This is a genomic window from Streptomyces sp. Xyl84 (genome assembly GCF_059731885.1).
Genome location: NZ_AP029182.1, coordinates 5,361,061 through 5,374,371, shown reverse-complemented (window position 1 = coordinate 5,374,371; position 13,311 = coordinate 5,361,061). Strand labels below are relative to the sequence as shown.

The window sequence follows — 13,311 nt, the reverse complement described above, 5'->3', positions numbered from 1 at the left end:
GGGATCACGACGGCCCGCGGCCACCGGCCGCGGGCCGCATGACACCCTGAACGGGTGAGCAGTCAGCAGTCCCCCGCTTCCCCTCCCCGCACGGGCGCCGCCCGCAATCCGATCGGCGGCCACGTACCGGTGGCCGGCGGCCTGCACTCCGTGGGCCTGTCCTACGCCCGTGAGCTGGAGGCCGAGACCGTGCAGGTCTTCGTCGCCAACCCGCGCGGCTGGGCCACGCCCACCGGTGACCCGCGCCAGGACGAGGCGTTCCGCACGGCCTGCGCCGAGGCGTCGGTCCCGGCGTACGTCCACGCTCCGTACCTGATCAACTTCGGCTCGCACACCGAGGCGACCGTGGAGCGCTCGGTCCACTCGCTGCGGCACTCGCTGCGGCGCGGGCGGGAGATCGGCGCGCTCGGGGTCGTCGTGCACACCGGGAGCGCCACCGGCGGCCGGGACCGCGCGGTGGCCCTGAAGCAGGTACGGGAGCACCTGCTGCCGCTGCTCGACGAGCTGACCCGGGACGACGACCCGTACCTGCTGCTGGAGTCGACGGCCGGACAGGGCGCGTCGCTGTGCTCGCGCACCTGGGACTTCGGACCGTACTTCGAGGCGCTGGACGCCCATCCGAAGCTGGGCGTGTGCCTGGACACCTGCCACATCTTCGCCGCCGGCCACGACCTGACCGGCCCGGACGGCATGCACCAGACACTCGACCTGCTGGTGGACACGGTCGGTGAGGGCCGGCTGAAGCTGATCCACGCCAACGACTCCAAGGATGTGGCGGGCGCCCACAAGGACCGGCACGAGAACATCGGCGGCGGCCACATCGGCGAGGATCCCTTCCGCGCCCTGATGACCCACCCCGCGACCGCGGGCGTGCCCCTGGTCATCGAGACGCCCGGCGGCAAGGAGGGGCACGCGGCGGACGTGGCCCGCCTGAAGAAGCTCAGGGACGGCTGAGCCGCACCCGGACCCGGCGAGGGCCGGACCCCGGCCCGGGCTCAGGCCCGACCAGCCGCGTCCCGGGGCGCACGCGCGCCCCGTCCCCGGTCACAGCCCCGGGCCGTCGCCGGGTCCCTCCTGGTAGGAGTAGCGCTGTTCCTGCCAGGGGTCGCCGATGTTGTGGTAGCCGCGTTCCTCCCAGAAGCCGCGGCGGTCCGCGGTCATGTACTCCACGCCGCGGACCCACTTGGGGCCTTTCCAGGCGTACAGGTGGGGGACGATCAGGCGGAGCGGGAAGCCGTGCTCGGCGGTCAGCAGCTCGCCGTCCTTGTGGGTGGCGAACAGCGTCCTGTCGGCGGTGAAGTCCGTCAGGCGCAGGTTCGAGCTGAAGCCGTACTCCGCCCAGACCATCACATGGGTGACGTCCGGCGCGGGCGGGGCGATGTCCAGGACCGTACGGGCCGGGATGCCCCCCCACTCGGCGCCGAGCATGCTGAACTTCGTGACGCAGTGCAGGTCGGCGACCACGGTGGTGTACGGCAGGGCCGTGAACTCGTCGTGGTTCCAGCAGTGCTTCTCGCCGTCGGCGGTGGCACCGAAGACCCGGAAGTCCCAGCGCTCGGGCCGGAACTTCGGCACCGGGCCGTAGTGCGTGACCGGCCAGCCCCGCTGCAGCCGCTGCCCCGGCGGAAGCTCCGGCTGTGCCGCCGCTCCCGGCGCTGCTCCCGACGCCTCCCCAGATGCGCGTTCCACCGGCTGACCCATGCCTCCATCCTGACAGACCGGACGGGGTGTGCAGGACCAGCCCCGCGCCGATACGGACAACTCGCACTAAGCGTGCACTTACTGGACGACCGTGGGTGCCGGTGAAATCATGCGGCGGATATCGGTCTATACCGGCCCATATCCGTCCAGTCAGCCCCGTCAGCCAGAAGGAGTTACCCGCATGCAAGGCGACCCCGAGGTCATCGAACTGCTCAACGAGCAGCTCACCGCCGAGCTGACCGCGATCAACCAGTACTTCCTGCACGCCAAGCTCCAGGACCACAAGGGGTGGTCGAAGCTCGCGGAGTACACCCGGGCCGAGTCGTTCGACGAGATGCGGCACGCGGAGATCCTGACCGACCGGATCCTGCTCCTGGACGGCCTGCCCAACTACCAGCGGCTCTTCCACGTGCAGGTCGGGCAGACGGTGACCGAGATGTTCCGGGCCGACCGGCAGATCGAGGTGGAGGCCATCGACCGGCTGCGCCGGGGCGTGGACGTGATGCGCGAGAAGGGCGACATCACCTCGGCGAACGTCTTCGAGGCGATCCTGGCCGACGAGGAACACCACATCGACTACCTGGACACCCAGCTGGAACTGGTCGACAAGCTGGGCGAGGCGCTGTACCTGTCGACGGTCATCGAGCAGAGCCAGCCGGACTCGTCCGGCCCGGGCACCCACTGAGAGCTGCGAACAGAAGTGGGTTCCGGTCAGCGGGCGGTGTCCGGTGCGCGCGATCGCAAGGCGCCCGGGAACTCCTTGTCGCGGAGCTGACAGGGCCTTCCGGCAACGCTGCGAGGGCGGGTGCCGGGCGTCGCCCGCCGGGCCCACTTCTGTCCGCAGCTCTGAGGGCCGGACGGGCTGCTAGGCGGCGTCGCCCAGTTCCCCGGGGGCGGCGTCGGCGGCCTGCGCGGCGGCGTCGGCCGCCTGGGGGCCGACCTGCGCGAACGCCGGGGCGCGCCGCTCGATCAGTTCCCGGCGCGGGCACGCGCCGCGGCCGAGCAGGGCCTGGATGCGGCGGACGCACCCGCCGCAGTCCGTGCCCGCCTTGCAGGCCGAGGCAATCTGGCGGGGCGTGCAGGCGCCGGACTCCGCGTGCTGCTTGACCTGCTGCTCGGTGATGCCGAAGCAACTGCAGACGTACACGCTCGGCTCACCTCCCGCCGGGATCGATCAGTGGTGCCGCCCCGACTTCTCGGTGAGGCAAACCTAACCTTACCTTTCGGCCGGGACCCGGGAAAGCGGGTGGGGCGCGGACCGTGTGTGATCCGCGCCCCAGTCCGGCACCGACGGGCCGCCGGGCTCCCGGCGGCCCCGGTGCGGCGCCTACTGGTCCCGGTACATCTCCGCGACGAGGAAGGCCAGGTCGAGCGACTGGCTGCGGTTGAGCCGCGGGTCGCAGGCCGTCTCGTAGCGCTGGTGCAGGTCGTCGACGAAGATCTCGTCACCGCCGCCCACGCACTCGGTGACGTCGTCACCGGTCAGCTCGACGTGGATGCCGCCGGGGTGCGTGCCCAGCTCCTTGTGCACCTCGAAGAAGCCCTTGACCTCGTCGAGCACGTCGTCAAAGCGGCGGGTCTTGTGGCCGGAGGCCGCCTCGAAGGTGTTGCCGTGCATCGGGTCGGTCACCCAGGCCACGGTCGCGCCCGAGGCGGTGACCTTCTCGACCAGCTCGGGCAGCTTGTCGCGGACCTTGTCGGCGCCCATGCGGACGATGAAGGTCAGCCGGCCGGGCTCCCGGTCCGGGTCCAGGCGCTCGATGTACTTCAGCGCCTCCTCGGCCGTCGTGGACGGGCCGAGCTTGACGCCGATCGGGTTGCGGATCTTCGAGGCGAACTCGATGTGCGCGTGGTCGAGCTGCCGGGTGCGCTCACCGATCCACACCATGTGCCCGGAGACGTCGTACAGCTGTCCGGTGCGCGAGTCGGTGCGGGTGAGCGCGGACTCGTAGTCGAGCAGCAGCGCCTCGTGCGAGGAGTAGAACTCGACGGTCTTGAACTCCTCCGGGTCGGTGCCGCAGGCCCGCATGAAGTTCAGCGCGTTGTCGATCTCGCGGGCGAGCTGCTCGTAGCGCTGGCCGGACGGGGAGGACTTCACGAAGTCCTGGTTCCAGGCGTGCACCTGGCGCAGGTCGGCGTAGCCGCCGGTGGTGAAGGCGCGCACCAGGTTCAGCGTGGAGGCCGAGGCGTGGTACATCCGCTTCAGCCGCTCCGGGTCCGGGACGCGGGCGGCCTCGGTGAAGTCGAAGCCGTTGACGGAGTCGCCGCGGTAGGTCGGCAGCGTCACGCCGTCGCGGGTCTCGGTCGGCTTGGAGCGCGGCTTGGAGTACTGGCCGGCGATCCGGCCGACCTTCACCACCGGCACCGAGGCGGCGTACGTCAGCACGGCGCCCATCTGGAGCAGGGTCTTGAGCTTGTTGCGGATGTGGTCCGCGGACACCGCGTCGAACGCCTCGGCGCAGTCGCCGCCCTGGAGGAGGAACGCCTCTCCCTTGGCGACGGCCGCCATCCGGGCGCGCAGCTGGTCGCACTCGCCCGCGAAGACGAGCGGCGGATACGACTCGAGGTCCGCGATCACTGCGCGCAGAGCCTCGGCGTCGGGGTACTCGGGCTGCTGCGCCGCGGGCAGGTTTCGCCAGGTGTTGCCAGCGCTCGCGCTGGTCTTAGCGTTCACGGTCACACCACAAACACTACGGGGTCACTCAGCGGGTCCCTTCATCTGCTCATCAAGTGAGACGAACGGCGCTCGGTCGCGGACACCCCGCGCGCGCCCGCCTCACGCGCCGGTGCCCACGTCCAGCTGGTCCCGGTCGATGCTGATCTTCGCCCCGCCGTACGTCTCGGTCCGGTCGCCCGCGTACTGGTGGACCCGCTGCCCGTCGGCCCACAGGGCGGCGGGCAGGGCCGCGTCCGTGGTGACGGCCTCGTCGTTCCAGTGCGCGAAGTGGATCACGTCGGGCAGGGTGGTCCCGGTGGCGTTGCCGACCAGGTCGGCGACGAGGGACGAGACGCTGCCGTAGGCGCCGGAGCGGTAACCCAGCTCGTGCAGCCGGCCGGTCCAGGCCTCCAGGTAGCCGAGGACCCGGGCGGTGACGGCGGCGCCGGGCGTGTACTGCTCCAGGTCGTTGTAGAGCACCGCGCCCTTGCCCAGCCCGAGCGCGCCGGCCTGGACGGCCGCGTCCTCGGCCGCGGCCCTGCCCTGCGCCGCCGGGTCGGTGATGGCGGCGCAGTCGTCCGCGCAGCTCCCGGCGCCCGCGGAGGGCTGCGGGCCGACGTAGAGCGGCAGGATGCGCCAGCCCTTGGTGTACTGCGCGCGCACCCAGTCGGCGGTCAGGTTCGCCTGGGCGCAGCCTCGGTTGACGCCGCCGATGTAGATGCCGACGGCGCCGTAGGGCGAGCCGGCCTTCCAGGCGTCCATGGCGCTCTGGCCCGGCGCGGCGCAGGTGTCGAAGCCCTTTCCCCGGTAGGCGGTCGCGTCGGCGGGCAGCGCCGGGACGGACTGGGCGGGGTCGGCCGCCGGGTCGGTCACCGGGTCGGCCGGGGCCGTCTCGGCGCGGGCGGTGGCGACGGGCAGCCCGGCGCTGTCCAGCACCCGCTCGACCGTCGCCCGGTCGTCGCGGTAGGGGGCGGTGACGGCGATCCCCTCGGCGGCGGCCGTGGCGTGGAAGAGGTGGGCGGTGCGGTTCTCGGTGACGGCGGCCTTCGTGGTGGGGGCGGGCCGTACCCACAGGGCCTCGGTGCGGCCGGTGACCCGGGCCGGGCAGTCCTGGTTCCCGGCCGGGTCACCGAGGTAGACGGCGTGCCGGTCGAAGCGGACGCAGGCCGTGGGGTCGGCGGTGAGGTCGACGACCTGCCAGTCGGCGGGGACGGTGAACGTGTGGCCGCGGTAGGCGACGTTCCTGGTCGCGCCGGACGCGGGGCCGGAGAGACGGCCGGAGGCACTGCCGGACGCGGGGCGGGCGGCACTGCCGGACGCGGGGCGGGCGGCACTGCCGGACGCGGGGCGGGCGGCGGCCGGGCCGCAGGTGGCGCCGGCGGCCAGGGCGGCGCAGGCGGTCAGCGCGGACAGGAGGGCCAGGGCGCGGGGCGGGCGGGGTGCGGAGATGGCGTGCTCCTCGGTCGGACGGGGTGCGGACGCCCGCCGTCCTTCCACCGCCCGTGCCCGGCGGAAACCGGGTGTGGTGCGTCCGGGCGACCCGGTGTGCGGGCCGGATGCGGTAGGGTGCGGGCATGTTCGCGCACTCGACCCAGATCCAGAACTGGTGGTGGACCGCTTCTCCGGCGGCCCGCTGACTGCGCGTATCCCAGACTTCGCGAAGGCCGCCCGAGGGGCGGCCTTCGGCGTTTCCGCGGTCGTTCCTCACCGACATCGATCACCGCATCGGTCACCACGTCCGTGACCGCATCGGTCGCTCCCACCGACGGAAGAGGAACCATGGACCTGGCTCGGCTCCTGCACGACGACCGCCCCTTCGCGCTGCTCAGGCGCCGCACCCCGGGGCACGACCACGACCTGGTCGAGGTGTTCCTCGGCCCGGTGACCACGTGCGAGCGCCTCGCGGACCTGCCCGGCGAGGGCCTTGCCCTGGTGCCGTTCCGGCAGATCCGCGAGCGCGGATTCGACGTCCGTGACGACGGCACCCCGCTGACGGTGCTGGTCCCCGAGGAGACGTACGCCCTCCCGCTCGCCGGGGCGCTGGCGCAACTGCCCGCGCACGACGTCCGGGTGGAGGGCGGGGGCTTCGACGTCGGTGACGAGGAGTACGCGCGGATCGTCGACCGGGTGCTCCGCGAGGAGATCGGCACGGGCCAGGGCGCCAACTTCGTGATCCGGCGGACGTACGAGGGCGCGATCCCCGGGTTCTCCCGGGCCGACGCGCTGGCGCTGTTCCGGCGGCTGCTGGAGGGCGAGCGCGGGGCGTACTGGACGTTCGTCGTGCACACCGGGGACCGGACGCTGGTGGGCGCGAGTCCCGAGGTGCACGTGCGGATGTCCGGCGGCACGGTCGTCATGAACCCGATTAGCGGCACGTACCGCTATCCCGCCGAGGGGCCGACCCCCGCGCACCTGCTCGGTTTCCTCGCCGACGGCAAGGAGATCGAGGAGCTGTCGATGGTCGTCGACGAGGAACTGAAGATGATGTGCACGGTCGGCGACAGGGGCGGGGTCGTGGTCGGGCCGCGGCTGAAGGAGATGGCGCACCTCGCGCACACCGAGTACGAGCTGCGCGGGCGGTCGTCGCTGGACGTGCGCGAGGTGCTCAGGCAGACCATGTTCGCGGCGACGGTCACCGGATCGCCGGTGCAGAACGCCTGCCGGGTCATCGAACGCCACGAGGCCGGCGGGCGCGGCTACTACGCGGGCGCGCTGGCGCTGCTCGGCCGGGACGCGGGCGGCGCCCAGACCCTGGACTCCCCCATCCTGATCCGCACCGCCGACATCGACGCGGCCGGCCGGCTGCGCGTCCCGGTCGGCGCGACGCTGGTGCGCGGCTCGGACCCGGCGGGCGAGGTCGCGGAGACGCACGCGAAGGCGGCCGGCGTGCTGGCCGCGCTGGGCGTACGCCCCTCCCGGCCGCGCGCGGAGCGCGAGCTGCCCCGCCTCGCCGGCGATCCGCGGGTGCGGGCCGCGCTGGACGGGCGCCGGGCCTCGCTCGCGCCGTTCTGGCTGCGGATGCAGGAGGCGTCGGACGTGCTGTCCGGGCACGCCCTGGTGGTGGACGGCGAGGACACGTTCACCGCGATGCTCGCCCATGTGCTGCGCTCCGGCGGGCTGGACGTCACCGTCCGCCGCCACGACGAGCCCGGGCTGCGGGAGGCCGTCCTCGCGCACGAGGGCCCGGTCGTGCTCGGGCCCGGCCCCGGTGACCCCTGCGACCTGGCCGACCCGAAGATGCGGACGCTGCGCGCGCTGACCGCCGAGGTGATCGCCGGCCACCGGCACGGCGTGCTCGGTGTCTGCCTCGGGCACGAACTGATCGCGGCCGAGCTGGGCCTGGAGATCGTCCGCAAGGAGGTGCCGTACCAGGGCGCGCAGACGGTGATCGACCTGTTCGGGCGTCCGGAGACGGTCGGCTTCTACAACAGCTTCGTGGCCACCTGCGACGACGAGGCCCACGCCGAACTGGCCGCGCACGGCGTCGAGGTGAGCCGCGGTGGGAGCGGCGAGGTGCACGCGCTGCGCGGCCCCGGGTTCGCCTCGGTGCAGTTCCACCCGGAGTCGGTGCTGACGCTGAACGGGGCGGCCGTGGTGACGGACCTGGTGGGTCAGCTGTGCGGCACCAGCACGTTCTCCGAGCGGCGGCCCGCCTTGTAGTCCAGGACGTTGCGCACCGTGGTGTCGACGATCTGCCGCAGGGCGTCCTCGGTGTAGTACGCCTGGTGGGAGGTGACCAGGACGTTGGGGAAGGTGACCAGGCGGGCGAGGGTGTCGTCCTCGATGGCCTCCAGGGACTTGTCGAGGAAGAACACGCCCTCCTCGGACTCGTAGACGTCCAGGCCGACGCCGGTGAAGCGGCCCTCGCGCAGTTCGGCGACGAGGGCCGCGGTGTCGACGAGGCCGCCGCGGCTGGAGTTCACCAGGATCGCGTCGTCCTTCATCGTCTTCAGGGCACGGGCGTCGATCAGATGCTGGGTCTGGGGCATCAGCGGGACGTGCAGGGAGACCAGGTCGGACTCGGCGAGGAGCTGGTCCTTGTGGACGTACTTCATGCCGAGTTCCATGCAGGACGGGTTCTCGGCGATGTCCCAGCCGAGCAGCCGCATGCCGAAGCCGTGGGCGATCCGGGCGAACGCCTCGCCGATCTTGCCCGTGCCGATCACCCCGGCGGTGCGGCCGTGCAGGTCGCGGCCCATCAGCCCGTCGAGCCGGAAGTCGAAGTCGCGGGTGCGGGTGGAGGCGCGCACGATGCGCCGGTTGACGGCGAGGGCGAGCGCCCAGGCGAACTCGGCGACCGCGTAAGGCGAGTAGGACGACACGCGGGCGACCGTCAGGCCGAGCCGTTCGGCGGCGTGCAGGTCGATGTTGTTGAACCCGGTGGAGCGCTGGGCGACCAGCCGGGTGCCGCCGGCCGCGAGGGTCTCCAGGACGCGGGCGCCCAGTTCGGCGTTGACGCTGGTGGAGACGATCTCGTAGCCGGCGGCGATGGGCACGGTGTCCTCGTTGAGGAAGACGTCCAGGCAGCGGACCTCGTGGTGGTCCCGGAAGGCGTGCTCGATCAGGGGCCTCTCGTCGGCCTGCACTCCGAAGGCCAGGATCTCCACAGCGGCTCCCGTTCTGGTGGGGTATGGGCCGAATACGCCGGATACCCCGAATATACGGGGACGGACGACAGACGGCCCCTGCCCGCGCGCCACCGGGCCGCACCGTGACCGTGACCGTGTCCGCGCCGCGGCGGGGCCGCGCCGTCAGCCGAAGAACACCCCCGCCTCCTCGTAGAGCTTCGGGTCCACGGTCTTCAGCTTCGCGGTGGCCTCGGCGATCGGGACGCGGACGATGTCGGTGCCGCGCAGGGCGACCATCTTGCCGAAGTCGCCGTCGTGGACGCAGTCGACGGCGTGCAGGCCGAAGCGGGTGGCGAGCCAGCGGTCGAAGGCGCTGGGCGTGCCGCCGCGCTGGATGTGCCCGAGGACGGTGGTCCGGGCCTCCTTGCCGGTGCGCCTCTCGATCTCCTTGGCCAGCCACTCCCCCACCCCGGAGAGCCGGACGTGCCCGAAGGAGTCCCGCGACTCGTCCTTGAGCACCATCTGGCCGTCCTTGGGCATGGCGCCCTCCGCGACGACCACGATGGGGGCGTAGGACGCCTTGAACCGGGAGGTGATCCAGGCGCAGACCTGGTCGACGTCGAAGCGCTGCTCGGGGACGAGGATGACGTTGGCGCCGCCCGCGAGGCCGGAGTGCAGGGCGATCCAGCCCGCGTGGCGGCCCATCACCTCGCAGACCAGGACCCGCATGTGGGACTCGGCGGTGGTGTGCAGCCGGTCGATGGCCTCGGTGGCGATGGAGACGGCGGTGTCGAAGCCGAAGGTGTAGTCGGTGGCCGACAGGTCGTTGTCGATGGTCTTGGGCACGCCCACGCAGGGCACGCCGTACTCGTCGCTCAGCCGCGCGGCCACACCGAGGGTGTCCTCGCCGCCGATCGCGACGAGCGCCCCGACCTCCTGCTTGGCGAGGTTGTCCTTGATGCGCCGGATGCCGCCCTCCTGCTTGAGCGGATTGGTGCGCGAGGAGCCGAGGATGGTGCCGCCGCGGGGCAGGATGCCGCGGACGGCGGGGATGTCGAGGCGGACGGTGTCGTTCTCCAGGGGGCCACGCCAGCCGTCCCGGAAGCCGACGAAGTCGTAGCCGTACTCCTGCACGCCCTTGCGGACGACGCCCCGGATGACGGCGTTGAGCCCGGGGCAGTCGCCGCCACCGGTCAGTACTCCGACGCGCATGGAAATGTCCCTTCGCCGCGGTTGCCTGGTGAAGGGCACGTTAATGGTGACCCACGTCACTCCGACATGGGCGGAAAAGTCAATTCCGGTGGAATGTCCGGTAGTTGATCACAGCAAATCCACTCGAAAGAGTGGGTGGGCCGTGTACGCGGGTTTACTCGCCGTCGAGTCCGCGTTCGATGGCGTAGCGGACCAGCTCCACCCGGTTGTGCAGCTGGAGCTTGCCGAGGGTGTTCTGCACGTGGTTCTGGACGGTGCGGTGCGAGATGACCAGACGCTCGGCGATCTGCTTGTAGCTCAGGCCCTTGGCGACCAGGCGCAGCACCTCGGTCTCGCGGTCGGTGAGCCGGGGGGCCTTCGGACCGCTGTCGGCCACGGTGCCCGCGGGCACCGGCTCGGCGGCCAGGCGCCGGTACTCGCCGAGGACCAGACCGGCCAGCCCGGGCGTGAACACCGGGTCGCCGACGGCGGTCCGGCGCACCGCGTCCAGCAGTTCCTCCGTGGAGGCCGACTTCAGCAGGTAGCCGGTCGCGCCCGACTTCACGGCCTCCAGCACGTCGGCGTGCTCACCGCTGGCGGAGAGCACCAGCACCCGCAACGCCGGGTTGTGCGCCACGAGTTCCTTGCAGACCTGCACGCCGGGCTTGGCGGGCAGGTTGAGGTCCAGCACGAGCACGTCCGGTGCCGCGGCCTTGGCGCGGCGCACCGCCTGCTCGCCGTCGCCCGCCGTGGCGACCACGTCGAGCCCGGACTCGGCCAGGTCGCGGGCGACGGCGTCGCGCCACATGGGGTGGTCGTCGACCACCATCACCTTGATCGGGTCCTGCTGTGTGCTCATCGGCTCTCCGCCTTCCCCCGCGCCGGCTTCGCCCGCTTCGGTACGTTCAGTTCGACTTCCGTGCCCTGGCCGGGCACCGAGACCAGTTCGGCGGTGCCGCCGATGTCGCGCAGCCGGCCCCGGATCGACTGGGCCACGCCGAGCCGGCCCTCGCCCTCGGCCTGCGCGAGCCGCCCGGCCGGAATGCCGGGCCCGTCGTCGCGCACGGTCACGAGCACGGCGTCCGGTTCGTCCTCGACGAGGATCCACGCGCGCGCCTCCTGACCCGCGTGCCGGCGGACGTTGTCCAGCGCGGCCCCGACCGCGGCGGCCACCTCCCGGGCGGCGGCGGGCGGCAGCGGGACCGGGGCGCCGGGCTCTGCGAGGCTGACCCGGGAACCGGCGTACGGGGCGAGCAGCGCGCGCAGGTCGACCGGCTCGTCGCCGTCCCCCTCCCCGTGCCCGTCGTGCTCCTCGACCACCCGGACCACCGCGCCGTCGGCCGCGTCGTGGGAGACCCGGGAGACGGGGACCAGCCCGCCGGAGACCAGGGTGCGCAGCGCCACCTCCTGCTCGCCCGCCATCCGGCCCAGTTCCGCCGCCTCACCGCCGATGACCGCGCCGCGCCGCTGCACCATGGCGAGCACCTGGAGCACGCTGTCGTGGATGTCGCGGGCCAGCCGCTCGCGCTCCCTGGTCGCCGCCTCGATCTCCAGGGCGCGGGCCAGGGTGCGCTCGGAGGCGCGGGCCACCTCGACGACGTAGCCGATGGCGATGGAGGCGACCCAGACCAGCATCACGTTGTGCACGGTGTCGCGGGCCGGGGTGCCGCGCTCCACCAGGTTGGCGAGGGCGACCGCGGTGGAGGCCACGGCGGCCCAGCGCCAGCCGCCCTTGACTGCGAAGGCGAGGACGGAGCCGGCGGTCCATATCGACGGCAGCGTCGGGCCGCCGCCCGCGATCCGCGCGTGCGCGTCGGCGAGCGGGGTGAGCAGGATGCCGCCCACCGCGAGCGTCAGGTCGGCGGCGAGGAAGCGCTTGGTGCAGTGCGCGGCGCTCGCCACCCGGGGCAGGGTGGCCAGGGTCCACACGAACAGCACGCAGTAGTACGCGATGGCGACCCAGGCGTGCGGGAAACGGCTGTAGGCGGTGGCGAACAGACCGACCGCGTAGAACAGGGTCAGCACCCGGTAGGCGGCGAGCGCACGCCACAGCGGCTGCTCGACCGACATCCTCATGACGCGCTCGCGCCTGGCCATGTCCCCCCAGTCCCCGTTCCGTCCCCGCGCCGGCCCCCGACGCCAGGGCCTCTCGTTCGGATCAAGCAGGGCTCGCCGGCTCCGACACCGCGGCCCTGACCCGCCCTGATCCACAAAAGACCCTAGTGCGCGTCCGTCTCCCGCTCGGGGCCCGCCGGGCTCTTCCCCGCGCCGGACCCGCCCTGCGCGACGGCGGTCCGCGCCGCCTTCTCCGCCTCTTTCTCCGCCTTCTCCGCTTCCTTCTCGGCCTTCCCCGCCTCCTTCTCCGCCTTCGCCGCCTCCGCGATCTGCCGCTTGGCCGCGGTCGCGTAGATGTCGACGTACTCCTGGCCGGAGAGCTTCATGATCTCGTACATGACCTCGTCGGTCACCGCGCGCAGCACGAAACGGTCGTGCTCCATGCCCTGGTAACGGCTGAAGTCGAGCGGCTCGCCGATCCGGATCCCCGGCCGCATCAGCTTGGGGACGACCTTCCCGGGCGGCTGGATCTTCTCCGTGTCGATCATGGCGACCGGGATGACCGGCGCGCCGGTGGCCAGCGCCACCCGGGCCAGGCCCCCCGGCTTGCCGCGGTAGAGGCGCCCGTCGGGCGAGCGGGTGCCCTCCGGGTAGATGCCGAACAGCTCGCCGCGCTCCAGCACCTCTATGCCGCTCTTCACCGCCGCCTCACCGGCACCGCGCGCGCCGGAGCGGTCCACAGGGAGCTGGCCGACGCCCTTGAAGAACGCGGCGGTCAGCCGGCCCTTCACGCCGGGCGTGGTGAAGTACTCGGCCTTGGCGATGAACGTGACCTTCCGGTCGAGCACCGCGGGCAGGAAGAACGAGTCCGAGAACGAGAGGTGGTTGCTGGCCAGAATGGCGGGACCCTCGGCCGGAATGTTCTCCGCACCCTCCACCCAGGGCCTGAAGGCGAGCTTCAGCGGCCCCCCGATGGCGACCTTCATCGTGCCGTAGAACAACCGACTGCCTCCCGTGTGTGTCGCTCAGACCATAACCCGCAGCGGCGCGGAAGGCGCCTGCGGCCCTGGTCGGTGTCAGTGCCGTCGCGTACGGTGAAGTACCCGCGATCGGCTGCCGTGTGCCGTCGGCGCACCACCC

At 72.4% G+C, this 13,311-nt stretch carries 13 protein-coding genes; 4 read left to right on the top strand and 9 right to left on the bottom strand.

What is annotated here, in order from left to right; translation table 11 throughout:
- Positions 1-54 precede the first annotated feature (54 nt).
- Positions 55-954, top strand: coding sequence for a deoxyribonuclease IV (locus AC6I72_RS23295; RefSeq protein ID WP_498003156.1), 900 nt, complete (start codon positions 55-57; stop codon positions 952-954).
- A gap of 90 nt (positions 955-1,044) precedes the next feature.
- Here the strand turns inward: AC6I72_RS23295 and AC6I72_RS23290 are convergent, their stop codons facing one another.
- On the bottom strand, positions 1,045-1,701 hold the full coding sequence (locus AC6I72_RS23290; RefSeq protein ID WP_498003155.1) for a sulfite oxidase-like oxidoreductase: 657 nt from the start codon (positions 1,699-1,701) through the stop codon (positions 1,045-1,047).
- Between the two features lie 181 nt (positions 1,702-1,882).
- On the opposite strand from AC6I72_RS23290, the gene bfr reads away from it, so the two are divergent.
- Complete coding sequence (gene bfr, locus AC6I72_RS23285) at positions 1,883-2,386, top strand: bacterioferritin (RefSeq protein ID WP_498003154.1); 504 nt, start codon at positions 1,883-1,885, stop codon at positions 2,384-2,386.
- 180 nt (positions 2,387-2,566) lie between these two features.
- Here bfr and AC6I72_RS23280 read toward each other — a convergent pair whose 3' ends face one another.
- The 3 genes from AC6I72_RS23280 to AC6I72_RS23270 form a co-directional block, all read right to left on the bottom strand.
- Positions 2,567-2,848, bottom strand: a complete 282-nt coding sequence (locus AC6I72_RS23280; RefSeq protein WP_498003153.1) for a (2Fe-2S)-binding protein — start codon at positions 2,846-2,848, stop codon at positions 2,567-2,569.
- Between the two features lie 180 nt (positions 2,849-3,028).
- Positions 3,029-4,381, bottom strand: a complete 1,353-nt coding sequence (locus AC6I72_RS23275; RefSeq protein WP_498003152.1) for a class II 3-deoxy-7-phosphoheptulonate synthase — start codon at positions 4,379-4,381, stop codon at positions 3,029-3,031.
- Between the two features lie 96 nt (positions 4,382-4,477).
- Positions 4,478-5,854 (bottom strand): glycoside hydrolase domain-containing protein, encoded by a 1,377-nt coding sequence (locus AC6I72_RS23270; protein ID WP_498003151.1) that lies wholly within the window; start codon positions 5,852-5,854, stop codon positions 4,478-4,480.
- A gap of 77 nt (positions 5,855-5,931) precedes the next feature.
- On the opposite strand from AC6I72_RS23270, the gene AC6I72_RS23265 reads away from it, so the two are divergent.
- Both AC6I72_RS23265 and AC6I72_RS23260 read left to right on the top strand, forming a co-directional pair.
- Complete coding sequence (locus tag AC6I72_RS23265) at positions 5,932-5,994, top strand: trp operon leader peptide (protein ID WP_107474434.1); 63 nt, start codon at positions 5,932-5,934, stop codon at positions 5,992-5,994.
- A 142-nt stretch (positions 5,995-6,136) separates the two neighbouring features.
- Complete coding sequence (locus AC6I72_RS23260) at positions 6,137-8,017, top strand: anthranilate synthase family protein (RefSeq protein WP_498003150.1); 1,881 nt, start codon at positions 6,137-6,139, stop codon at positions 8,015-8,017.
- On the opposite strand, the gene AC6I72_RS23255 is transcribed toward AC6I72_RS23260, so the two are convergent.
- The 5 genes from AC6I72_RS23255 to AC6I72_RS23235 form a co-directional block, all read right to left on the bottom strand.
- A complete protein-coding gene (locus AC6I72_RS23255; RefSeq protein ID WP_498003149.1) occupies positions 7,969-8,964 on the bottom strand; it encodes a 2-hydroxyacid dehydrogenase in 996 nt (331 codons plus the stop codon). The two genes, AC6I72_RS23260 and AC6I72_RS23255, sit on opposite strands and share 49 nt — an antisense overlap.
- Before the next feature lie 144 nt (positions 8,965-9,108).
- A complete protein-coding gene (locus AC6I72_RS23250) occupies positions 9,109-10,137 on the bottom strand; it encodes a 6-phosphofructokinase (RefSeq protein ID WP_037863436.1) in 1,029 nt (342 codons plus the stop codon).
- 154 nt (positions 10,138-10,291) lie between these two features.
- Positions 10,292-10,975, bottom strand: coding sequence for a response regulator (locus AC6I72_RS23245; RefSeq protein ID WP_498003148.1), 684 nt, complete (start codon positions 10,973-10,975; stop codon positions 10,292-10,294).
- Positions 10,972-12,213 carry a MacS family sensor histidine kinase gene (gene macS, locus AC6I72_RS23240; protein WP_498003147.1) on the bottom strand — a complete coding sequence of 414 codons (1,242 nt, stop codon included), beginning with the start codon at positions 12,211-12,213 and terminating at the stop codon, positions 10,972-10,974. The genes AC6I72_RS23245 and macS overlap by 4 nt, the downstream gene beginning before the upstream one ends.
- A 122-nt stretch (positions 12,214-12,335) precedes the next feature.
- The gene (locus tag AC6I72_RS23235; protein WP_498003146.1) at positions 12,336-13,172 is read right to left on the bottom strand and encodes a lysophospholipid acyltransferase family protein; all 837 of its coding nucleotides are present in this window, start codon (positions 13,170-13,172) and stop codon (positions 12,336-12,338) included.
- Between the last annotated feature and the right edge of the window lie 139 nt (positions 13,173-13,311).

What these genes read in the sequence shown, in the direction of transcription:
- AC6I72_RS23290 (WP_498003155.1), bottom strand. Translation starts at nt 1,701, where the DNA reads ATGGGTCAGCCGGTGGAACGCGCATCTGGGGAGGCGTCGGGAGCAGCG.
- bfr (WP_498003154.1), top strand. Translation starts at nt 1,883, where the DNA reads ATGCAAGGCGACCCCGAGGTCATCGAACTGCTCAACGAGCAGCTCACC.
- AC6I72_RS23260 (WP_498003150.1), top strand. Translation starts at nt 6,137, where the DNA reads ATGGACCTGGCTCGGCTCCTGCACGACGACCGCCCCTTCGCGCTGCTC.
- AC6I72_RS23250 (WP_037863436.1), bottom strand. Translation starts at nt 10,137, where the DNA reads ATGCGCGTCGGAGTACTGACCGGTGGCGGCGACTGCCCCGGGCTCAAC.
- AC6I72_RS23245 (WP_498003148.1), bottom strand. Translation starts at nt 10,975, where the DNA reads ATGAGCACACAGCAGGACCCGATCAAGGTGATGGTGGTCGACGACCAC.
- macS (WP_498003147.1), bottom strand. Translation starts at nt 12,213, where the DNA reads ATGGCCAGGCGCGAGCGCGTCATGAGGATGTCGGTCGAGCAGCCGCTG.